The organism is Salinibacterium sp. PAMC 21357 (assembly GCF_000247645.1).
Taxonomy (GTDB): Bacteria; Actinomycetota; Actinomycetes; order Actinomycetales; family Microbacteriaceae; genus Rhodoglobus.
Genome location: NZ_AHWA01000006.1, coordinates 95793 through 119613, shown reverse-complemented (window position 1 = coordinate 119613; position 23821 = coordinate 95793). Strand labels below are relative to the sequence as shown.

General features: G+C 61.4%; 16 protein-coding genes. 4 read left to right on the top strand and 12 right to left on the bottom strand.

The genetic code is table 11. From position 1 onward, the window contains the following. The first annotated feature begins 29 nt into the window (after positions 1-29). From ON14_RS13150 to ON14_RS13140, 3 genes are all read left to right on the top strand, one after another. Positions 30-1349, top strand: a complete 1320-nt coding sequence (locus tag ON14_RS13150) for a glycosyltransferase family 4 protein (protein WP_202800966.1) — start codon at positions 30-32, stop codon at positions 1347-1349. 2 nt (positions 1350-1351) lie between these two features. Then, on the top strand, positions 1352-2236 hold the full coding sequence (locus ON14_RS13145) for a glycosyltransferase (RefSeq protein ID WP_010205780.1): 885 nt from the start codon (positions 1352-1354) through the stop codon (positions 2234-2236). 403 nt (positions 2237-2639) lie between these two features. Beyond that, positions 2640-4076, top strand: a complete 1437-nt coding sequence (locus tag ON14_RS13140) for a DUF4082 domain-containing protein (RefSeq protein ID WP_010205779.1) — start codon at positions 2640-2642, stop codon at positions 4074-4076. Positions 4077-4130: 54 nt separating this feature from the next. On the opposite strand, the gene ON14_RS13135 is transcribed toward ON14_RS13140, so the two are convergent. From ON14_RS13135 to ON14_RS13090, 10 genes are read right to left on the bottom strand one after another with little or no spacing between them, the layout of a single operon-like run. Then, positions 4131-5513 (bottom strand): glycosyltransferase, encoded by a 1383-nt coding sequence (locus ON14_RS13135; RefSeq protein WP_010205777.1) that lies wholly within the window; start codon positions 5511-5513, stop codon positions 4131-4133. Beyond that, a complete protein-coding gene (locus tag ON14_RS13130; protein ID WP_010205775.1) occupies positions 5510-6718 on the bottom strand; it encodes a glycosyltransferase in 1209 nt (402 codons plus the stop codon). The genes ON14_RS13135 and ON14_RS13130 overlap by 4 nt, the downstream gene beginning before the upstream one ends. A gap of 27 nt (positions 6719-6745) precedes the next feature. After that, a complete protein-coding gene (locus ON14_RS13125) occupies positions 6746-8335 on the bottom strand; it encodes a lipopolysaccharide biosynthesis protein (RefSeq protein ID WP_010205774.1) in 1590 nt (529 codons plus the stop codon). Continuing rightward, positions 8332-9516, bottom strand: a complete 1185-nt coding sequence (locus ON14_RS13120) for a glycosyltransferase (protein ID WP_010205773.1) — start codon at positions 9514-9516, stop codon at positions 8332-8334. Before ON14_RS13120 ends, ON14_RS13125 begins: the two co-directional genes overlap by 4 nt. A gap of 11 nt (positions 9517-9527) precedes the next feature. Then, positions 9528-10628, bottom strand: coding sequence for a DegT/DnrJ/EryC1/StrS family aminotransferase (locus ON14_RS13115; RefSeq protein ID WP_010205768.1), 1101 nt, complete (start codon positions 10626-10628; stop codon positions 9528-9530). A gap of 2 nt (positions 10629-10630) precedes the next feature. Continuing rightward, complete coding sequence (locus ON14_RS13110; RefSeq protein ID WP_010205765.1) at positions 10631-11272, bottom strand: acetyltransferase; 642 nt, start codon at positions 11270-11272, stop codon at positions 10631-10633. Further along, a complete protein-coding gene (locus ON14_RS13105; protein ID WP_026037737.1) occupies positions 11269-12423 on the bottom strand; it encodes a DegT/DnrJ/EryC1/StrS family aminotransferase in 1155 nt (384 codons plus the stop codon). Before ON14_RS13105 ends, ON14_RS13110 begins: the two co-directional genes overlap by 4 nt. Further along, positions 12420-13415, bottom strand: coding sequence for an NAD-dependent epimerase/dehydratase family protein (locus ON14_RS13100; RefSeq protein ID WP_010205761.1), 996 nt, complete (start codon positions 13413-13415; stop codon positions 12420-12422). The genes ON14_RS13105 and ON14_RS13100 overlap by 4 nt, the downstream gene beginning before the upstream one ends. Further along, positions 13412-14515, bottom strand: coding sequence for a Gfo/Idh/MocA family protein (locus ON14_RS13095; RefSeq protein WP_050993070.1), 1104 nt, complete (start codon positions 14513-14515; stop codon positions 13412-13414). The genes ON14_RS13100 and ON14_RS13095 overlap by 4 nt, the downstream gene beginning before the upstream one ends. 22 nt (positions 14516-14537) lie before the next feature. Continuing rightward, positions 14538-20183: a DUF4082 domain-containing protein gene (locus ON14_RS13090; protein ID WP_010205759.1), complete on the bottom strand. Its 5646-nt coding sequence runs from the start codon at positions 20181-20183 to the stop codon at positions 14538-14540. Between the two features lie 501 nt (positions 20184-20684). On the opposite strand from ON14_RS13090, the gene ON14_RS13080 reads away from it, so the two are divergent. Then, entirely contained in the window at positions 20685-21893 is a 1209-nt protein-coding gene (locus ON14_RS13080) for an MFS transporter (protein ID WP_010205758.1), read from the top strand. Between the two features lie 23 nt (positions 21894-21916). Here the strand turns inward: ON14_RS13080 and ON14_RS13075 are convergent, their stop codons facing one another. Continuing rightward, positions 21917-22915, bottom strand: coding sequence for an aldo/keto reductase (locus ON14_RS13075; protein ID WP_010205757.1), 999 nt, complete (start codon positions 22913-22915; stop codon positions 21917-21919). Continuing rightward, positions 22830-23690, bottom strand: a complete 861-nt coding sequence (locus ON14_RS13070; protein ID WP_010205756.1) for a VTC domain-containing protein — start codon at positions 23688-23690, stop codon at positions 22830-22832. The genes ON14_RS13075 and ON14_RS13070 overlap by 86 nt, the downstream gene beginning before the upstream one ends. Between the last annotated feature and the right edge of the window lie 131 nt (positions 23691-23821).

The window sequence follows — 23821 nt, the reverse complement described above, 5'->3', positions numbered from 1 at the left end:
TCGAACGTGGCAAGAATCAGCGCGTTCTGATGATCGTCCAGAACCTCCCCGTCCCGCTCGATCGGCGGGTCTGGCTCGAGTGTCAGGCTTTGAGCGCTCAGGGGTACGAGGTGTCGGTCATCTGCCCGAAGGGCCCCGGGGATCCGTCATTCCACGAGATTGACGGCATCCATATCTATAAATATTCCCCCGCCCCCGAGGCCAAGGGGGTCTTCGGCTTCGCCTATGAGTTCGCCTACTCCTGGCTGCGAACGGCCGTGCTGTCGATTCGAGTGCGGCGTCGCCACGGTTTCGATGTCATCCAGGCGTGCAACCCACCTGACACCTATTGGTTGCTCGCTTTACTGTGGCGGATGCGCGGAGCACGGTTCATCTTCGATCAGCACGATTTGAACCCAGAGCTTTACCTCTCCCGTTTCGGTAAGCCAACAGGAGTTGCTGGACGACTGCAGTTCGGCGGTCTCGTACGTTTGGAGCGAAGCACCTACCGCACGGCGGATCGGGTCATCTCGACCAACGGTTCTTACAAGCGGGTGGCCGAACACCGCGGAAAGCTCGCACCCTCTCATGTCACGGTCGTCAGGAGCGGCCCGGACACAACAGTGATGCGCCCCATCTACCCCGATCCTTCGATCCGTGCCGGTGCCTCACACCTGCTCGCTTACATCGGGATCATGGGCCCCCAAGACGGCGTTGAGAACATCTTGGCGGTTATGGATGAGCTCGTGCATCGCCGCGGGCGTACCGGAATTCGTGCAGTTCTCCTGGGATTCGGGGATCGCCTTGAGGATCTCAAACGCGAGTCGACGCAACGCGCACTCGATGACAATGTCGTCTTCACCGGCCGAGTAGGGCCAGATCAGATCGCCCAGTATCTGAGCTCCTCCGATCTCGGCTTGGGGCCGGACCTCAACACCCCACTAAATAACGTCTCCACGATGAATAAGACGATGGAGTACATGGCCTACGGCCTTCCGCCGGTGTCGTTTGACCTGATCGAGACGCGTGTTTCTGCCGCGGAGACAGGAATCTACGTTGCCTCGGGAGACATCGGTGCGTTCGCCGACGAAATTGAAGCTCTCCTTGACGACCCGGAACGCCGCGTCGAACTCGGGCTGAGGGCTCGCGAGCGCGCCGCGAAGGTGTTGGATTGGCAACCGCAAGCGCAGGCGTACGTCAGCGTTTTCCACGAGTTGCTTGGCAATAAACCTGATGCCAATGCGTGGCCGTTCGCCCCCAATCCGATCACCCCCACCGACGCCGCAGCACCGGTCCGAGTCAATTTGGACGATGCAGCAGAGCTGCGCCGTTTCTTGCGCGAGCGAACCAGTCCGGCAACCTCGAGGTGACCATGTTCACGATCGATCACGTCTTCCTTACTCGGTTCAACCTGCCTTCTGGTGGCTCTGAGGCCCGTATCCGCGCCAGCGAGAACTGGCTCGTCAACCGCTGGGGGCTATTCGAGCAGTACTGCGTGCCCTCAGTTGATGCGCAGACGAACCCCAACTTCCGGTGGATTATCTACTTCGACCCGGAGAGCCCAGAGTGGCTGAAGGCGGCGATCGCCCCCTATGCGGAGAGGGGACTTTTCACTCCTATTTACCGCGCGGAGGTCCCGTACGCCGAGCTTCTTGCCGACGTGAGGAAGGTTTCGTCTGCTGCAGCCAACATGCTGGTCACGACAAATTTGGACAACGACGACGGCCTTGCGGTCGATTTCGTGGAGCGAGTGCAATCCGCCGTGACCTTCTCCGATCGTCGGGCGCTCTATCTGGTCAACGGCCTCATTAAAGGTCCAGGTGGCGTCTATCTGCGCAAGGACCCTGACAACGCTTTCTGTTCCGTAGCAGAGCCATGGGATCAGCCAAAGATGTGCTGGGCTGATTGGCATCTCATGCTGCGTCAGACGATGCCTGTAGTCGAGATCAAAGGCGCACCAGGTTGGTTGCAAGTGGTGCACGGCGAAAACGTCAGCAACCGGGTTCGCGGCCGGCTCACCTCTCCCGCGCCGTGGGCTTCTCTTTTTCCTGGCGCGCTGACAAATGTTCCCGAGCCGGGCACTTGGGGAATTGCCCGTGACCGACTCATCGTCTCTCCCCTGAGATGGCTTCGCGATGCCGGAAGGGCAACAGCACGACGAATGGCGATCGCCGTTCTGGGCAAAGACGGGATGCAGCGCCTGAAAGCTCGATTACAAAGCTCAGAATGGGTCTACCCCCGAAAGGGGGCTAGTTAAATGGGAAGATTGATCATATAATGCGGAGGTCTCTTTCAGGTTCCTATGATTCGCTAGCGTCTCACTATCGAGGAGATCAACTATTTTTCAGAAATTAAGTGAGCGGGTTCACGCGCGCCAAAACTTACGCAACAAACGTCGGTTCGTTCGAGGTGGCCTCATCGCTGTTGGCGCCCTCTCTATTGGCGCTCTCGTCACGGTCAACGCGCTAGCACCGACCCAGTCGACAGACCTAGCGTCGAGCGTCACCCATGGCTCAACCACAAAACTCTCTTCTGATGTCGCACACGGTTCGACAACAGAAATTTCGGCTGCCTTCACCCCCAGCTCGACAACAGAAGCTGCGGCTGCGCGCAAGCCCAGCTCAACGACAGGAATTTTTCCGGACTCGCTTCGCCCCGAAGTGGCTGTTGACGCAGACCGTTCCTCTGTCGAGCTTGGTCTGAAGTTCTCGCCAGAGAACGATGGTGAAGTCACTGCCCTGCAGTACTTCCAGAGTCGGGCAGCGAGCGGAGTAACATCAGCAACGCTCTGGACCTCATCAGGGAAAAAATTGGCAAGCATCACGTTCCCTGCCAGCACGAAAGAAGGCTGGCGCACTATTAGCCTTGAGGATCCCGTCACGCTTTCCTCCGGCAGCTCCTACGTTGTGTCCTACCAGGCATCGAATGGCGGATACGCCGTCACTGAGGGCGATCTGAGCGCTAAGCAGTCACTGAACGGCTTTACCCTCGACCGCGAAGCTGGTGTCTACAAGTACGGCACTGAAGGATTCCCGACGACGACGTTTAGGGGCTCCAACTACCTTGTCGATATCGTGTTCGAATCAAGCACCCCCGCAACTGAGGTTACGGTGCCTGACCCCGGCGAGGTCGAGATCCCGGCGCCCGCTCCGACTCCGACCGAGCCGCCCACCACGCCAGTGACGCCAGCACCCGTGCCCGTCACCCCGCCAGTCACAACGCCTGTCACGCCGACATCGGGTAGTGCTGGTTGGACAATCAACGCGAACACCGTCGGGCTCGCACCACTTGGCCTCACATGCTCGAACCTCCCCGCTTACACCGGAAACAGCAGTGTTCCCGCCGGCACAACCATCACCGGCAAGCGCTTCACCGGAGGGCTCGACCTTTCCGCCGGCAACATCACGATCGAGAACAGCTGCATTCAGCCAACATCCGCCGGGCGCGGCATGCCGGTAGTGGCGACTCAGAATTTCAACACGTTCGAGATTGCGCCAAGCAAGGTAACGATCAGAAACAGTGAGTTCGACGGATCCAAGTTGAGCATTCAGGACGCCGCCTGGGCGACCGCATTCATCGGTGTTGCTGATCTGATCGGCAACTACGTGCACGGCTTCGGTAGCGGCATTGCGATCATGAACTCCGGTTCAACACTGAATGCCCAGATCGAGCGCAACTATGTGACCGGACTTGTCGCCTGGGGTGACCCTGCAACCACCGGTAACCACTCCGACGCATTCACCATCCGCGATTTCACGGATCGTTCGAACGCTAATCGTCAGTTGAACGTGATCAATAACCGGTTCAACGCGGACTCTGGAAGCGACACCGGTGCGCTGTTCATTCAGACGTACTCGGGCAGTATCGACAATGTTCTTATTCAGGGCAACCTGCTTGAGGGCAACGGGTATCAGCTGGGCCTCAACGAGATGAACTCGTCGTACAGCAACTTGCGCTCCGTGGATAACCGATTCTCGGGAACCGGATTTGGTGCTACCTACGTACAGCGAGGATCAGGTTGGGCCGAGTGGAGCAACAACTACATCTACAAGTCGTCGGCCACCGACGGCAAGGGCGCAGCAGTAAGCAAGCCATAACCACTCGTCGAACCAATTGCTGAGGCCCGAATCCGTTGAGCGCGGGTTCGGGCCTCAGTCGTGGGAGCGAGCAACCCGGCGCACAAGTTCGGCGTGAGCCTCAACCATTGCGCCAACCCCCGCAATGTTTTTGACGGGCGCGACGACGCGTCCAGCCACACGGTCACGGGTGATCTGTTCAGCAACGCGCACGATCGCTGCGGCGAAAGGCTCAACATTCGACTGCCGGGTGGACCTCCACCGCGCCAAGCCAACCCGCGCATCCGTGACAGCATCCGCTTGGCCCGTCGCGTTAGGAACCAGAATCGATCTCGCCGCATCGCGCGCGACGAGTTCTTCGGCCCCACCCACGTCACTCAGAACGAGGGGCAATCCTGCCTCAAGCGCCTCGGTCGCGGCGACCGGCCAGCCTTCGAAAAAGGAATCGAGCAGAAACCCATCGCCAGCATCAAGAAGCGTCTGAGCATTTGAGTTGCCCAGCAGGTGCACCCTTCCGCCGTGGCGGCTCCAACGACGAATACCATCCGCACGCCGCAACTCGACCCAATCAGATGGCTCTCCGGCAATCACGAGATGGATGGGAAGAGACGTCGAGCCGACAGCACGAAGGAAGGAAGCGACGCTGCCCGCGATGTTCTTTTGCGCGTCATAGCGTGCGAGGCACACGAACACCACTGCATCCTTGAGGTCCGCGCCAACCACCGCACTGAGCAGCGTCCTAGCCTCCCTGCGTCTGTCAATGCTGGCAGCGATTGTGTCCGGTGCTCCGTTGGCGATAGTGGTGAACCGGTTCGGTGACGACAGCGGAAGATGTCGCCGGTGGAATTCCTGAACGACCCGGCTCACAGCAACGGCGGCCGCAGAGTGAGAATAGAGAACCCCGAATCGCCGCCATTGTTGATGCGTGTAGTGAATCTCTGTGTTGTGCAGCACCGCCACCAGCGGCAAACCACTGTCGATGGCGGCCTTTTCGAGAAGAGGAGGCGCGCTGTGAACCTGAACGACATCCGCATTGGCCTCCCTGATGGCCGAAATATCTGTCGTTCCGTCGGCAACGGAGATGACCTGCAGCCCTCGCTCTCTCAACCTCTGGGCTCGTGGGCCATCGCCCTGGCACACGATGACCGGCCGAACGCCGAAAGCACCGAGACCCAGCGCCAGCATTTCCACCACCGCCCCGATCCCTCCCACATCGAGTTTGTCTGCGACGAGCGCACACACGATGTCAGCAGGTGGGGCAGTCGATGTCGACACGGACGTCGGCCGGGGGGCCGCACTCAACGCTGCCAGTTGGCGCGGGAGCAGCTTCCGCGTGATCGGGTGCACATAGGCATACCGCCACTTCGGCGGCAGCAGACTCGTCGCATCAGCGAGGAATCCGAAAGAGAGCGCGCTGATTGCCCCGCCGAATCGACGCCGCACCTCAATGGCCGTCATGCGGATGCCCCCTTCGAGAACAGAGGAATGCCTGCATAGGGTCGCGTGCGCCGATCCCGCCAGAGCTCTCCCAGATCGGAACGCGAAACACCGAGCACCACCCACAGTCGTGCCTCGTGCGAGAAGCCGACGATGCGGGGAATCCCCGCGAGATCAAGCGCGCCGAGATCCTGGACCTCGAGATTTGCGAGCACGGTCAATTCCCCCGGTGGGCGACGGGCGATCTCAGCGACCATCATCGCGAGGTCGACGGTCGCCGCCGACGTCGGCAGACCGAATCGTTCGAGCCCGTCCACCTCCGTCGCGGCGCCACCGGGGATCTGATGGTCGAGTGCGCGGAGCGTCGACGCACCACTTCGCGATGCGATTTCGTCGATCGCGAACCGCACGTCGGCGAGCACAACGTCGCGGATGGGCACGAGACCTCGGGCGCCGCTCGCCGCGCGTGATTCATTGTGCCAGCGCGCGAGCCCCTGAGCGCGGCGACCGATCACCGCGGTGCGGCGATCGCCTCCCTGCGAATGAATCGTTCCGCAGGTCGTTCGCAACGGAAGAAGCGCGGGGTAAGAATCGCCAACGCGACGATGTGCAACGTCGAGATTCCGAAGATTAGTACTGAGGCTGTTATGGGTGAGAGGAATGTCGCGGACGACAGCGCGGAGCCCCGCCGCCCGAATTCGAGCCGAATACTCGACCGCATACGCGTGCCAACCGAGGCGAGCATCGTCGGCGAGCGGCTCACGTCGCACACGATCGCGCGTGACCATGAAGAGCACCTCATCCATACTCTCGACGTCGCGCGGCACTGGCGCAGGCTCACCCAACCCGATAACGCGATCGCGAATCCGACCCACAATGCGCCCAGACCCGTCGATACCAACAGCCCCCATCACGCCAATGTGCGGTGTAGAAAACAACTCAGACGCCGCTCGCTCGAGCTCAGGCAGAGAGTGCAGATAGACATCCTGATGAACGAAAACGACGACGTCGTTGTGCGCTTGCGAGGCCCCATGATTAAGCGCCGCTCCTGCCGTCGCAAACTCTCCCCCGCAATTGTCGACAGCAATGAGTTCCGTCAGCGGCGCATCAGCGCGACCCTCGCGAATCGACCGCTCCAAACAGCTCGCCAAAACATCCGGCGCATTGAATACGCAGACGATGGACACGGGAGTACGGCGAGCTTCGTCATCGCTTAGTTCAGCCATGTTGATCCATCCGTCGTAGAGCCACGGTCACATTCCTTTACGCGCCAGAAACGGGATGCGCTTGCCCAATTTGGAGCGTCGAAGGATGCGCACCGCCTCGCTGATAACGGTACGGGCAATAAGCCTCGTCACCACGATATGCACGATCGTGATGACGATTCCGATAATCATCACCGACAGCAGCGGGGGCAAATCAGACGTGAAGAGCATCGTTCCCCAGCCTGCAGAACCCGCCACGATAGTGACAACCAGGAGGTAGCAGAATGGGCCGGCGACGCGGTACCAGCGCGCGCCGAGCAGCCGCGAGGTGAGAAACCAGCGCACTACGGTCGCGATGATGCAGACGACCACAAAACCCCACGCGATTGCGACAAGCCCCAAGTGCACCAACGCGATCGTCGTGCCGAGAGTCAGCCCGTCGATGACGAGGGCATAAGCGAACCACCGACCGGGCTTGCCGACGCCGTAGAAGAGACCATGATCGAGCCAAGCTCCGATGGAGAGGGATCCGGCTAATGCGAGAATCTGCGCGACCGCGAAGCTCTCCTGCCAGCCGTCGCCGAAGACGATCGGCACGATCAGTGGAGCGGCGACCGCCACAAAGGTCATCGGAAGCGACAGCGCGGAATAGGTCAGGCGGAGCGCCCGAATGTAGGCGTCACGCAGGCGATCAGCGTCATTCCGAATCTTCGCAAAAGCGACCTGGGCGACCGGAACAATGGCACTACCCGTCAGGTCCTGCACCAACTGCACAAGACGTTGGGCAATGTTCATATAGCCGAACTTCGCGAGGCCCAGGGTCGACGAAATTACGGCGGCCTCCCCGGATGCTCGCAGCATGGCGACGAACTCCACCCCGAGCACTTGGCTGCCGAAGCGAGTCATACGCGCGAAGTCAGGGCGAGAGAAACCGAACCCGGGACGCCAATGCACGCTAGACCACAGAAAGATGGTGGAGATCACCGGCGCAGTGAGCGATTGGCCGACCAGCGCCCACACGCCAAGACCGCTGAACGCCATGACGATCGCAACGATTTGCGCACCGAGGGCGGCGATGGTGGCTATACCGGCAATCGCGGCGAAGCGCATCTCGCGCCGCATGATCGCCATCGGCACCGACCCCACGGCAGTAGCGAGCACCCACAGGGAGAGCGCCCGCATCACCGGAATCACATCGGGATCGCCAAAGATCAGGCCCAGCCACGGCGCGACGCCGAACAGGGCGACGCACAGCACGACGCCCGCGCTCATCGAGAACCAGAACGCAGTGCTGAGCATCCGACGATCGGTCTTATCGACCTGCACGATGTAGGCCGCGAAACCCAAGTCAGAGAGTAGGTAGAAGAACGGGAGCACCGTCGAGGCTGCTGCCACCGTGCCAAAGTCTGCCGGTGACAAAAGACGGGTAAGAATCATGATCGTGACGAACCCGAACAGTCGCGCTACCCATTTCTGGGCGGTCATCCACAGGACGCCCCCCGTCGCCTGGTCGCCAATACTCGGCGGAGGCGGCTGACGGGTCGTTGGATCAATAGACGAGATCACCTCGACCTCCGGTACGTCGACCGTTTCGTCGCGGGTGTCTTGGCCGGCCGGATCAGGCTGCTTCTCGATCATGGCGCTGACCTACCGACGAAGCGACCGAGTTTTTCAGCCAAGCGCCTCCCCTCCCTGGGGAGATCCTTGATCCACTTGCAGACAAATCGCCGCCGCAGGGCCTGGGAATACACTTCCGCTAAACGGTCGGTCATCGCCTCGAGCCCGAATCGGGATGTCGCGAACTCACGCCCAAACGCGCCAAGCTCCGCACGATACTGGGGATCGTCGAGCACCGGAGCCAGAGAGTCAAGCAGCATTCCGACCGGGTCGGGCACAGCATCTGGGCTCCAATAACTCGATCGTGCAAGCACGGCCGCCGAGCCCGGCTCGAACAGTGCGGAGAACCCGGCCTCGCCCTGAACTACGAGGGGCTTGCCGAAGGCGAGGCTGCGGGCGGCAGACCCGCCCATTCCGAGCATGACATCGGCACTGGCATAAGCCGGCCGTGGATCAGCCAACGGCCCGAGCAGTCGCACGGCGTCACGACCCACCTCGTTGTTGACTTCGGCCGCCTGCAGTGCGATCGCAGCCTCGCTATCGCCGGAGCCCACGATGGCCAGAGTCACACCCCAATCCGAAAGTGTACGCATGGCATCGATTGCCACCCCGATCGGTAACGATTTCATGCTGCTGACGAGGCGACTGACAATGACCAACAACAGCCCGTCCCCGAGCCCATGCTGAGCCCGGAAAGCCGCGCCATCGACCGCATCCGGAGCATCAGACACAAGATCGACAGGTGGGCTGATGAGCACCACCCCACCTGGCCTGGCCGCCTGCTCGTCGAGCAAATAACCGGTGCCGACGATGAGGGGCATGTGACGGTGCGTCTTGTGGGAGACCTGCATCTCGTAGACGGTCAGCACCCAAGGCCGAGTTCCCCAGCGCGCCGGGCCCCAAAACGTGGGTCGCCCACCGCCCCACGAGCCGTAGACGTGAATAAGGTCTGCGCCGAAGTCGTCGGCGAAGCGCGTCAACTGCTTGGCGTGAGCGAAAACCCCCGGGGCGGCCTCATACGGCTCAACGTGCACACCCTTCGCGGCGGCGATATCGAGCAACGACGGGCCGCCGCGTTGAGACTCGCGATCACCGACGAGCAAACTCTCGATGCCGCGAGCACGCAACGCAGCCGCAAAGTCAACGGCATTGATCTGGGTGCCGCCCAGTTCGAGGCTATTGAGGTGGACAAGAATACGCATGATGCTCTGGCTCAGCGCACTAAAGAGGAGCGCAGAGCAACGGCGACTCGCTCCTGCTGGGCTTCGGACAGATGCGGAAACATCGGCAGCGATAGGATGCGATCCGCTGCCGACTCCGCCACCGGGAACTGACCACGCTGGTAGCCAAGATTCGCATACGCCTCGGTCAAATGCACCGGGGTCGGGTAGTGGATGCCGACACCGATACCTGCCGCGGTCAGCTCTGTCATAACGCGGTCGCGGTCGGACACTCGCACCACATAGAGGTGCCAGACATCAGAGTTGCCATGGCGCGACGTTGGGCTGCGCACGCCCTCAATGTCGGCAAGCAACGCGGCATAGCGGTCTGCCGCAATACGGCGCGCGGCGTTCCACCCGTCGAGACGCTTCAGCTTTGCCCGCAACACCGGCGCCTGAATCGCATCCAATCGAGCATTCATACCGATGTGATCGTGCACGTATTTAATGGTGCTGCCATGGCCAGCCAGATTTCGGATGCTTGCAGCGATATGTTCATCGTTCGTCATCACAGCACCGGCATCCCCGGCGGCACCGAGGTTCTTGCCGGGGTAGAAACTCGTCGCCGCGACCCGCGCCAACGCTCCCGCCTGCCCGGCAGTCGACGATGCGCCCTGGGACTGGGCGGCATCCTCGACAACGACAAGGTCGTGCCTCTCGGCGATTGAAAGGAGACGTTCAACGGCGGCTGTTTGACCGAAAAGGTGCACCGCAACGATGACCCGCGTGCGGTCAGTGATGGCCGCTTCGACGACATCAGGGTCGATGAGGAGATGCTCTTCATCGACATCCACAAAGACGGGAACGGCGCCGATACGTGAAACGGCCTCCGCGGTCGCAATGAAAGTGTTCACCGGCATGATGACCTCATCACCCGGCCCCACGCCAACGGCACGATAGGCAAGTTCAAGGGCATCGGTTCCGTTCGAGACGCCGACGACGTGCTCGACCCCAATGAACTCGGCATACTCCCGCTCGAAAGCGTCGACCTCGCTGCCGCCAATGAAACCCGCGGTCTCGAACAGTCGCTGCCACACCGGCAGCACCTCGCCCGCAACCTCGGCCTGCTGGGCTGCGAGATCAATAAACGGCACTCTCACTCGGACACCCCCAGTCGACGGGCGGGAACGCCCGCCCATGTTTCTGATGAGTTCACGTCGTTGAGTACGACCGCTCCCATCCCTACCGTGGCGCCAACTCCGATTGAGACACCCTGCCGCACCGAGCAGTTCATCCCCAGGTAGGCTCCCCGTGCGACCCGCACGTCGCCGCCGAGAGCGACACCGGATGCCAAAGTCACGAAGTCCGCGATACGACAGTCGTGCGAAATGGTCACTCGTGGCATCACGACGACGTGCTCACCGACCACGGCATCCGCGGTGATCGCGACACCAGCCAAAAGAATTGAGCCAGCCCCAATCGGGCATCCAGCAGGGTTGCGCACCGAAGGATCAATGACCGTCGCATATCGCTGAGAGTCGATGCCGAGCGCGCCGAGCCGGGCCACAATCCGCTCTCGGCCGCTGCCGGAACCGACGCACACGAGTAGCTCAGCGCGCGGATAGAGCGTGACATCGTCGATGCCCCCGAGCACCCGCGCCCCCGCAATGGTTGGTGAAAAATCGGCGTGCCGGTCATCCAGCAACCCCAGAACTTCGCGACCCGATTCTCGCAGCACAGGTAAGACCTCGCGTGCGAGACCGCTAGCGGCAATAAGAATGATCGGATGTCTGGTCACAATGTGCCAATCCGTCTGCCCGCCGCGCTGAGAAGCGCATCGATTACCTGCGTCAGTTCGGCCTCGGTCAGTTGATGAAACACCGGCAGGATCAGGGTGTTATCGGTGAGGTGTTCGGTCACCGGGAGCGGCGCCGATCCGGTATCGCGGGCGGCGTAGGCGGGCTGACGGTGTGCTGCCATGATGCCGCGGCGAGCCGAGACATCTGCTGCGGCGAGCGCCTCAAGCAATCCCTCGCGCGTCAGCGGAAAGTCGGCCCCGACCTCCACCCACAGGGACTGAAAGTTGGAGGTGCCATGGTCAGGATCGACGACGATTCGCAGGCCGGCGATTCCGGCAATGCGGCGGGCATACTCCGCAGCAATCTCCCGGCGTCGCGCCACAACCTGAGGCAGGCGGCCAAGTTGCACCAAACCGACGGCGGCCTGTATGTCGGTCATCCGATAGTTGAATCCGACCTCGCCGTACTCTTCGGCCGGTGCGATAACGCTGGCGGCGCGGTCGACAGCAGAGACACTCATGGCGTGCTCGCGAAGTTGACGCGCCCTAGCAGCCCAGTCGGCGTTCGACGTGGTGAGCATTCCCCCCTCGCCGGTTGTCAATAACTTGCGCGGATGAAACGACCACGCGGCGATGTCTGCCCCCGCTCCCACCGGGCGCCCCTTGTACGTCGAGCCAGCGCCACACGCCGCGTCTTCGATGACCACGATTCCTCGGGGGTCGGTCACCGCCCGGATCGAGTCAAGATCAACAGGCATCCCACCCTGATCGACAACGATCACGGCGCGGGTACGGTCGGTGAGTGCAGCTCGCACACTCTCCGCTGTGACGTTGCCAGTCAGCGGATCGACATCCGCGAACACTGGTCGTGCACCGACGTAGGTAGGCGCGTTGGCTGTCGCGATGAACGAGAACGAGGGGATGACGACGTCGTCTCCCGCTTCGATTCCGCCCACCACGAGCGCGAGGTGCAGCGCCGTGGTGCAGTTCGATGTCGCAACCGCATGCTCCGCCTGCATCGCCTCCGCGAACGCAGCCTCAAAAGCCGCAACCCGAGGGCCCTGGGCAACCCAGCCGGAGGCGATGACCTCAGCGACCGCATCAGCCTCCTCCGTGCCGAGCCACGGCTTCATGACATTGACCCTGCTCATGATCTGAGCTCGGACTTTCCCGCCGAAATCTCCTCGCGCAGCGGGCTCCACCACTCCACCAGCGAACGAAGACCATCCTCTAGCGAGATGTGAGCGCTGAATCCGAGATCGACCTGTGCGGCGACGGTGTCGGCGAGCCGGCGCGTTACTCCGTTCACTGCGCGCTCCGGGCCATGCTCAACGTTGAGATCGGAATTCATGGCGCGCAGCAGCGCCTGAGCCAGTTCGAGCAGGCTAGTCTCTCGTCCGCTAGCAATGTTGTAAACACCGTCGACTATGTCGCTTTGGGCAGCGAGGATGTTGGCCCGCGCAATGTCTTGGGTGACGACAAAGTCCATGGTTTGCTCGCCATCACCGAAAATCAGCGGAGGCTGACCATCAGCAATGCGCTCCATCCAGCGCACGAGAACCTCCGTGTACAGTCCGTGCACATCCATGCGGGGGCCGTAGACATTGAAATAGCGCAGGATGACGAAGTCCAGACCATTCATCGCCCGAAAGCTTCGGATCATGCCCTCATTGAATGACTTAGCGGCACCATAGAATGTGTCATTGTTGTGGTGATGGTGTCGCTCGGTCGTCGGGAATTCTTCGGCTAGCCCGTACACGGAGGCACTCGATGCGGAGATCAGCTTGCTGACGCCAAGCTCAGCAGCCGCCTCAACAACATTGAACGTGCCGTCGACGAGCACCTCGAGCGCGAGGCGAGGGTCTTCGGCACACTGAGTGATGCGAATGGCAGCCTCATGGAAGACGAGATCTTTGCCGACAGTGAGCTCGCGAACAAACTCCCTGTCGCGAAGGTCGCCCTCATGCACTGTCACTTTGCCGCTACGCATCGCGTCATCGAGGTTGGCCCGACGACCCCGCACGAGGTTATCGAGCACGTCGATGTGCGCGGCCCCGGCGTCGAGCAGCTGGTCAACGATGTGAGAGCCGATGGTGCCGGCGCCGCCGGTAACGAGAACTTGTGTACTGCGGATGTCGGTCATGATGCTTGCTCCAGTGAACGGGGGACGGAGTCGATGGGGCTGGGGGCACCTGCCAGGGCAAGACTGCGGCTCGCGGCTTCGAGCACCGCCAGCACTCGAAGTCCGGCGTGGCCGTCGGTGCGCGGTGCGCGACCGGTGCGAATGCTCTCCGCAAATTCGGTAGTCATTGCAGCGAGAGCCTCATGCTCGGGCAGCGCCGGAGACCAGGTGTCTCCAAGGCGGTACGAGACTGTCGCGGCGGTGCGATCCGCTTCCGACTTCGAAACCTTCATCAGGTCGACGCCTCGGTCATAGATGCTGAGTCGCTGCTGCGGGTTGAGATCATCCCAGACGAGCGTTTGCTTCGTGCCGCCGATGACCATCTGACGAATCTTCGTCGGGCTGAGCCAGTTGACGTGCACATGAGCCATGGCGCCACCCTCGAGGGGAAGACTGAGGTAACCAACGCAGGACTTGCCAGAACCGAGAGGGTCTGCTCCTTGGGCGGACGCCGTCGTTGCGGTGAGGCCGCCAGGCAAGATGAAGTCGATGATGGAAAGGTCGTGCGGCGCGAGGTCCCAAAACACATCAACGTCGGGTTGAATCAGTCCTAAATTGATGCGCACGGAGTCGATGAACAGGATGTCGCCGAGAACGCCATCCGCGATTAGCTCGCGGATCTTCATCACCGCTGGCGTGTAGCAGTAGGTGTGGTCGGACATCAGCACGAGGCCACGCTCGTCGGCCTCGCGGGCCATCTCGAGCCCCTTCTCTCGACTGTCAGCAAGCGGCTTCTCGACGACGACGTGCTTTCCCGCGCGCAGAGCCTTCAGCACGATGGGGTGATGAGTACGTGCCGGAGTCGCGATCGCGACCGCATCCAGCTTCGGATCGTTGAGCAGCTCATCCAGTTCGGTAATGACTGGCACTCCCCCAAGCGCGTCTGCAAGCTTTTCTGCCCGCGTCGCATCGAGATCGCAAATCGCATCAAGTTGCCACTGTGGGTTAGCGCGAAAGTTTCTCGCCAGGTTCGGCCCCCAGTATCCTGCACCGACAACTGCTACGTGTAATGGATCACTCACTGCGTCCCCCCTTTTTTGACTACTCAACCTGCTGCCCATGGCAGTCCACGACCGTTGCGCATTAATTCGGAACGAAGCCGATATCAACCCAGTAGTTGTGGGCCGCCGTGTTGCTCAGGAACCCGCTTCCGTAGACATAGGCGCTACCGTTCGGCGGCGTACTTAGCGCTGCGTTTGTCGTCGCTGCGGCCAAACCGTTCAGGTCAACGGCGTAGCGACCAGAGGTACTGAGCAGCCCAGCCCGGTACTCCGTGTCAGCGGCGATGGCGATCGGTGAGCTGAATGTGGCAGTCTGCCACCCACTTGCAGTCTCCTCGGTGAACGAAACAGTGCCAAGAAGGACCCCGGCACCCGACCAGAGATACCCCGTGTGCGTGCCGGTATTGGCCGGACCCTTGTAGAAACGAATCGTTGTTATTGTGCCAGCAACAGAACTGGAGAAACGGGTTCCGACCTGCACGGTGACAGGGTCGTTCCAATTCACGTTTGCGGGCATTGCGTTCTCGGCGAAGAGGGACTGGGCTGTCACCTCGACGGGTTCCGAGGTGGTCGTGAACGACCAGCTGGCTCCAATCTGGGTGGCGCCAGAGCTCACGCTCGCGGTATAGCTCGTTGACCAACCGAGCGGATTATCCGGCACGAACGTCACATTCGCGGAGTCCGCTGAATAGGTACTCGTGCCAGCAATTTCGCCCGACGGGCCCGCTAGCCGAACAGTAGCGGAGGCTGCATCCGCGCCCGAAACCTCGGCGGTGACGGACACCGTCGGTGCCACATCCGTCGCATTGGCTGCGGGCGACACCGCTCCCACTGTCACCGCGGGAGGAGTAGGTGTGGGGGTAGGAGTAGGAGTAGGAGTGGGAGTAGGAGTGGGCGTGGGCGTCGGCGTCGGCGTCGGCGTCGGCGTCGGCGTCGGCGTCGGCGTCGGCGTCGGCGTCGGCGTCGAATCGGTCGTGAACACGACGTCTACGAAGTAACTAGTCGAATTCCACACCGAGGTGGGCATTCCACCGCTGGAGCCGTAGAGATATCTTCCGTTGCTCGTATCAGCAGTGAGCGATCCGCTCGTCCGCGTGGTGCTGAAGTAGGACGGCGTGGCGGAGTAGCGACCAACAGGTGCCAGATACGACACGATGTAAGTCGTCCCTGGCGTCAGAGCGTAGGGCGTCGCGAGCGTCGCCGTCTGCCACCCTGTTGCCGTTTCCTCGGAGAAAGTGACGGTGGCGAGCCGCGTGCCCGACGTCGACCAAAGCGAACCGATATGGGTGCCGGTGTTGCCCGCGCTCTTGTAGAAGCGGATCGCCGTGACTGAACCGGCTTGAGAGGTTCGGAAGGCCATACCGAGTTCGACGGCGTTGGTGTCAGAGTCCTGAACAATGCTTGGGGTGCCGGAAATCAGGGAGTATTCGGTACTAGTACCTGTAGTGAACGACCAGCTTCCTCCGCTTGGAGTGGCTCCGTCCGAAGTCACCGTCGCTGTGTACGTCGTTGATGGCGCCAGAGACACGGTGGGAACGAAAGTGACAGTGCGAGTGGAAGTCGAGTACGTCGAGGTTCCTGCTACTGCGCCGCTCGGGCCAGTGAGAACCAAGGAGGGCGCACCCGATGCACCCTCTCCAGACATCACTGCCGATACCGAGGTTGAGGTCAGGACCCCGCCCTCCCCTGCGCTTGGTGTCTTCGACAGCACGGTCACAGGCACGGGGGCCGCAGCCACGAACGTCACATCGACGAAGTAGTTCGTCGCGTTGAAGGATGAGGTCGGGAATCCGCCAGCAGAACCATAGAGGTATCTGCCGTTATTCGCGGCAGGTGCGGTGAGCGGACCATTGACTTTCGCAGTGCTGAAGTCATTCACGGTGGCGGAGTATCGCCCGACCGGCGCGAGGTACGAGACCACATAGGTTGTTCCCGTAGTGAGGGCGAGTGGGCTAGACAGCGTCGCGGTCTGCCAACCGCTCGCGGTCTCACCGGCAAATGTGACGGTCGCGAGCCGCGTGCCGGTCGACGACCAGATCGAGCCCGTGTGCGTTCCAGTATTTCCGCTTCCTTTGTAGAAACGGATCTGAGTAACCGAGCCGGGCTGTGACGTTGTGAATGCCATCCCCAGTTCGATGGCGTTCGAGTCAGCGGTCGCCGTCGTGACCGGGGTCCCAACGATCAGGTTGAAGGCAGTTCCGGTCGGGGCAGTTCCGGCCGTCGTGAATGACCACGTGCCGCCCGCCAGCGCGGTCGATCCTGATGCCACGACGATCGAATAGCTCGTGCCGCTGGTCAACGCCGACGATGGCGTGAATGTGAGAATACGAGTGCTCGGTTCATACGTTGTCGTTCCTGCGACCACGCCGCCTCCGGCAGTGACGGTCACCGTGGGCACGGGCGTTCCAGGGTCGGCGGAAAGCGTGGCAGAAATTGACGTCGAGGTGGAGACACCACTCGCGTCCGCTGCTGGCGTACGCGAGGTGACTGTGGGAAGCGGGGTAGTGCTTGCCGCGACGAAGAGCACGTCGACGAAGTAGTTGGTCGTCGACGGCGAGGAGGGGAAGCCGTTGCCGTAGTTGAAGACGGCGCCGCTAGCAGGAACCGTGAGGGATCCGTTCGCGTATTGCTGGCTGAATGCTCCAGCGGTGGTGGAGTAATTTCCACTCGGTGTCCGATACGACGCGACGTACTGAGTGCCGGCCGTGATGGCGACAGGTTGGTCGAAGTAGACGGACTGCCAACCACTCGCGCTCTCGCTGACGAATGTCGCTGTTGCCAGCTGCGTTCCAGTCGATGACCAGAGGGTGCCGGTGTGGGTTCCCGTGTTCGTCGATCCCTTGTAGAAGCTCATGCCAACGATCGAACCGTCGGTGTCAGAGCTGAATTTCACTCCGAGGGTAACCGGGCTATCGGCTACGTGAAGCACATCCGGCACCGCCGAGGTTGAGAAGATCGACTTCGGGCAGGATGCGCCGCTTCCCTCCGCTGCGGTCGTGAAGGTCCAGGTGTTGCCGCTCGACAGCGCGCCGGACGGGCCGCTCGCGACGATGGTCGCGGTGTACGAGGTGTTCGCGGCGAGCGCCGCGCCCGGCGTGAAGGTGGCCTTCATCGCGGAGGGATCATAAGCACTGGCTCCCGCAACCACCGCTCCAGCGGCGGTCTTAACCGACAGGCTGACGCTGGATGGTGTCACAGAGCCTGCGAGCACTGCCTCCACCACGGTCGATGCGGCCGCGCAGACGGAATTCGCCAGCGGGAAGCGCGACGATATCGACACCGGAGCATTGTTGTCTGTCGAGAAAATGACATCAACGAAATAGTTGCTGTCCCGGTAGCTGCCACTCGGGAAGGTACCGGGGTTGCCATAGACGCCAGGCGATGGCTGTCCATAGCCGTGGGTCACCATCAGGGGAGATGACAGTTTCGATGAGTACGCCCAGTAATAGCTTGTCGAGGCGTACCGACCAACGGGCGCGGTGTACGACACCGTGTACGTCTGCCCTGCGGTGACGCTCACCGGATTCGAGAATTGGGCAGTCTGCCATCCATTTGCGGTTTCGTTTGCGAACGTCACTTGTGCGAGGCGAACGCCAGCCGAGTTCCAGAGCGAGCCGATGTGGATTCCGGTGTTAGCTGTGCTCTTGAAGAAGCGCACGCCGTTGACAAAACCATTGACCTCGGGGCTGAAGTTAAGACCGAGCTCGACCGCGCTTGTGTCACCGGTGTCAGCGACGAGAGGAGTTTCGGCTCCAAACACGCTTGCCGGCCCGGTGACGGTGATCGTTACCGTCGTCGGTGACGAGGTGTTCGCGCTGTCATCAGTGGCTCGGACCAAGATGGGCTGAGAGTCGAGTCCCGTCTGGCTATAGGAGTACGTCCACGCTGACGTGCCCGAGGCCTGGTGCCACGCCATCCCGCCATCCGTCGAAACTTCTACGCCTGCAACCACTCCGCCGACGTCCTGGGCGGTGCCCGAGACCGTCGCGATCGAGCCGTTGGTCTGAGTCGAATCTGCTGCGGGAGAGCTGATTGTGATTGTGGGCGCTGTGATATCGGTGCTCTTAGTCGCTGGCACAAGACCTGCCATCAGCGTCACCGGCTGCGCGGCCATGTCAGCGAGGATGTTGACCTGCGCTTGCTGCATTCGAGCATCGGCCGGGGCGCCATTTCCATCGTGGTTCTGGGAGAGACCCCAGGCCCACTGGATTGAGCCCGCACCGAAAACGAGCGCTCCGCTGGGAGCGCGGTAAAGAACCAAGTTGTGGGTCGTGCTGCCTGGCGCCACCGTATTACCGAAGTCCTGAAGAATTTCGGGAGATGGGCCGACGGTTGTCGAGAGCTTGATAAGGCCAGCTGGGGTGAAGCCGTTGTCGCTGACTTCGTTCGATTCGTAGCCGACGGTATGCGGCGCGAGAGCTTGGCTTGTTCCGGCCGCGAGGGTGGACAACGACGTACCCCGCCACAGGCGCGTTTTGCCCTGAGCCGCTGTTACCGTCACCGGAAGATCATCGAAATTCGCCATATACATCGTGCCGGAGAGGGCATTTTCTGGAACGCCGCCACCCTCACTGGGTGGCGCGAAGCGCGGATCCCGCCATGTTCCCGTCCACGCCGCGCTCGGGTCGATTTTGGAATTAGCCCAGGTCTCCTTGTACGAGACGATTGTTCGGTAGGCGTTGCTGTTGGGGTCGACGGTAGATGCTTCGTACCGCGTCTTCCAATAGATCTCGTTTCCGGAAAGGAACTGGAGGTTTACTCCCGCGTCGCGGGCAGCCTCTACATTGGTGCGTTGAGCTGCCGACCAATATTCGTCGTGACCGACAGAGAGAAATACGTTGTGGTTCAGAAGCAGCGAGCCGTTGCGGTCGGTGTCGACTCCGGCTGCATACGTCACGTCATAGCCGTTGCGCTCCAGAAACTGAACTTGAGCGAATTCGCTGCTGAAATAGAAGTCGCGCGCATGGATACCGTCCCTCGTGGCGAACGGGCGGTTGTAGCTGAGCTTGTAGGCGCGACCGGCACCACCGCCCTGGTAGAAGTTGGCACCGCCATAAGTGTTGTAGGCCTGCCACGTTGTATCGGATGTCTGAAAGAGCACATCAGCTTGGCTCGAGTCGTCGCGCACGACGAAGATGATGTGACTCTCGCCGCCGGTGTCGTTGCGGTGCAAAACAGCAATGTAGACGCCGGAGACGGCGGTGGCCGGAACTGCCCACGATGCGGAGAGCGCCCAGTTGCCGCAATCGGTTAGCGCGGTGGCCTCGTCATAGGCGCACGGCGGTTGGTTCTGCGGGAGTGACGCAGAGGGCAGCAGAGTGGTGATGAATCGTGCACCAAGGCCCTGATAGTAGCCAGTGCGATAGATGTCGAGCCGATAGTTTGAGGCAGCCGTGTCTATTTTGAAACCGACGGTGTTGCCGACGTTGACACTGATATCTGTCGCGAATCCTTGAATGGTCGAATCGCCAGCGCCCGAAATATCCCAAACGTCTGGGTCAGTACCGGGCTTGCTGTTTTCGCAAGCGATCGTGTTCGAGCTCGGCCCACAGGGATCTATTGCCGCCGAGGCTGCCGTCGTTGGTATGCCGATAATGGTGCTCGCCAATAACGCGACAGCGGCGAGCGTGGCCGTCACTGGCGTTGCGCTTGAATGCCGCAACACGGTCGGCCCTGCGGCGGGCCTGAGCGAGAACATCCGGGAAAACATCGCTGAAATGTTGGACATGATTGATCACCACGTTCCCACTGGCGAGATAACCATTCCGACTGTGACGCTTACGGCGCTCATAGCGCGCTCCCGGCGAGGAGGGCATTGCGGAGCTGTGCCGGGACGATGGACGTTCTGCATTCTTCGAGCCGAATGTGCGCGAAAAACACTGTAGGTAAAGTTCGCATGGGTATACGCCTGTTGGGACAGGTTGTGCTCGAGTCAGCTTTACAGCCGGGGGTACTCTTGCTGACGCTTCGGGCGGGTTCCGAAGTGTTGTTAGGTTAGTCCGGCGGGCTCGGGCAGTCAAGAGCGCCTATACCAACTCAGCAATATTGTTAACTCGACACGCAAGTGTTGTGCGCATTGGCAGAACGAGTTGTTTACCCCGTGCGGCAGACACGTGGCTCTCGAAGTTTTTGCGCAAAAACTCACCGCCCGAAAGGGCATCCGTCGAGCTGATCCACTTTGTCGAGACACCGGAATTCGCGGCGTTCTGACAGCTAAGCTGGAGTTCTCGTGAACGCATACATCGACCTGCTGAAAACTCCGGGCATTGCCAGAATCATTGCGGCTCAACTAACCGCCCGACTGCCTGGCGGCATGCTCTCATTGGCGATCCTGCTTCACGTCGAACAGATCCACAACTCTTACGGCGCTGCTGGCCTCGTGCTCGCCGCGACGAGCATCGGCCAGGGCGTTGCTGGTCCTCTCACTAGTCGCTGGATGGGCGTCTGGGGAATGCGCAAAGTGCTCATCCTCACTCTCATCGTTTCGGCCGCCGCAATATTCACCATCGCTTTGGTTCCTCTCAGCGTCGGAATGTTCATGGTCGTCGGGCTCATCGCTGGCCTCAGCAACCCGCCAGTGCAGCCAGCGGTTCGTACCATCTATCCCAAAATGGTGAACTCGAAACAGCTCACCCCACTGTTCTCTTTGGATGCCTCAGCCCAAGAAATTATTTGGGTCGCCGGACCAGTAGTGGCGACATTCCTCGCCATTCAGATCTCGACCACCACCGCCATCGTGGTCGCCGGCGCTTTCCTCCTCGGCGGCGGAGCGTGGTTCATCGCCAGCCCCGAAGTCGGGCAGGTACGAATCCCCCGCAGCAAGCGCTCCTTCGGAACCGTGTTGCGTCGCCCTCCGGTAATGCTGGCAACAATCACAGGCTTTCTGTTGGTGGGCGCAGCCGCAGCGGTAGAAGCATCCGTCGTTTCTGTATTCGGTCACGATGGTCCGCAGGCCGGATTTGTACTCGGCATTTGGGCCATCGGTTCACTCTTCGGCGGTCTCTTTCTTGGCCACCTGCCGATCGGCCCCTGGGCCCTTGCTCGCCGCATGCTGATCGTGTTCGTCGGTATGGCCCTCGCGATGTTCAGCCTGAACTTTTGGTGGCTCGCCATCATGCTGCTCATCGCCGGTATTGGCATCGCTCCCGCCTTCGCCGTGATTTTCGCGATCGTTTCTGCCAGCGTTAAGTTCAGCGACACTGCCGAAGCGTACGGCTGGGTTGGCACTGGTCAACTGATCGGTGCAGCGCTTGGCTCCGCCGTTGCCGGCTTCCTCATCGACGCCAACGGCCCCATCGGTGGGTTCTGGGCCGCTACCGTCATCGCCGCTCTCGGGGTGCTCGTGCCGACTGTTCTGCGCGGGTGGCATCCTGACCTGCGTGGCAAAGACGCGAGCCCCATCCCCGACACTGAGCCGATCAGCACCCTGCGCCAGTAGTTCGGCGGCTCGTGTTGGTTGCGCTACCAGCGCGGATGCACCGCGGCACGAAAGTGGCGATCATAAATGTCGCGAACGCCCGCCATGAAACCCTCGCTCAGCGCGGGAACTTCACCAGCTCCAGCGTTGGACTGCGCTTGGGAGACATTTCGTGCGCCGGGAATTACCGAACTCACGCCGGGCTGCTGCGCAACCCACGCTAGGGCAACCTGAGGGGTGGAGAAATCAGAAACCGCAGGCTCGGCGGCGAGAAGGGCGGCAAACTCTTGAGCGGCGGCGACACCAGTCTCGAAGTCGACGCCCGAAAAAGTCTCCCCCACATCGAAGGCTTCGCCGTTGCGGTTGTAGGTGCGGTGATCGTTCTCGGCAAAAGTGGTGTCGGCGCGGTACTTGCCACTGAGCAGACCCGAGGCGAGAGGCACTCGCGCGATGATGCCGACGCCGGCAGCGAGCGCTGCCGGAAGAACAGCATCCAGAGGCTTAAGGCGAAAGGCGTTGAGGATGATCTGCACGCTGGCAACATTGGGGCGCGCGATAGCAGCGAGCGCTTCGGCCGCTGTCTCCACACTCACACCGTAGGCGGCGATGGCGCCATCAGCGACGAGAGTGTCGAGGTCGTCAAAGACGGCATCCGTGCTGATCACTGCGGTCGGCGGGCAGTGCAATTGCACAAGGTCGAGGGTCTCTGTGCCGAGGTTACGCCGCGAACGGTCGGTCCACTGTCGAAAGTTGGCGAGAGTGAAGTTGCTCGGGACTTGCTCAGCACGGCGGCCCATTTTGGTGGCGACGGTGATGTCGAGTTCTGGACGATCAGCAAGGTAACTGCCGATGAACGATTCGCTGCGGCCGTCGCCGTAAACGTCGGCGGTATCGAAGAAGGTGACTCCCCCATCAACGGCGGCATCGAGCACGCCGCGGGCATCGGCCTCGCTCACATCACCCCAGTCGGCACCCAGCTGCCATGTGCCAAGACCGATTGCGGATACTGAGCGGCCAGTGCGGCCAAGAGTGCGAATGTCCATGAGGTAACGCTACGCCCTCGTGGTGACATCGCGCCCCGGCTCCGCACGACCGCGAAGGATCGCCTTCTCCCGATGATCGGTTCGACTCGCGACTGCTAGACGGCGAAGGTCGAACTAGCTGACTGGGCCAGAAGCGCCGGAGGAAATGACGGCGGAGAACGCGCGACCACCGGTTATGCGGCAGTTCAGGCGACAGCGCCGCTAGGCCCGTCGCGAACTTGGAGATGCGATCAGGGCGGTGACCCATGCGCCACAAGATTCGGTCGACCTCGCTGGCCTGCCCCGCCGATTTCGTTTCGACGATGACCGTGTCATCGAAGCGAAGTTCAGCTGCCCCGCCGAGCTCAGCAGCACTATCAAGTCCGACGTCGTTGCGCTGCCATTCGAGCCCGCTATCGATCGTGCAGCGACTGCCGCTGCCAGGCAAGAACAGCGTTGTGCGCGTGTAGCGCGTGGTGAGCACTGGCGCCATAGTTTCGGTGTCGATTCCGGCGACAGAGGCATCGTTGAGCAATTCGCCGATGTACTCGCGGCCTGCTGCGGTGAGCTGGTTGCGCTCATCGAAACTGTAGGGCAAACGCTGCTTGGCGGTTGTTCCGCGGGACCCTTTCGTTTTCACTTCCAGGTAGCAGTCCCCCGAATTAAGGTAGCTGCGAGTACGGGCCTTGAAACGGCGGCGACGCGGATGCGCGGCCAAAAAATAGCTGGCGGAATCCGGGGTATCGAAGTACACCGACTCATAGTCGAAGTGCTGTTCTGCGTCGATCTCAAGCACCCGAGCCTGGTCTTCGAGTTCGGCGAGCAGTGCGACAAGGTCGCTGCCGGAACCAGATACTTGCGATCAACTCGAGTCATGAGCGAAGCCAATTCGGCAAGCTCCTCTAGCGAGATGGTGGCAAAGCGTTC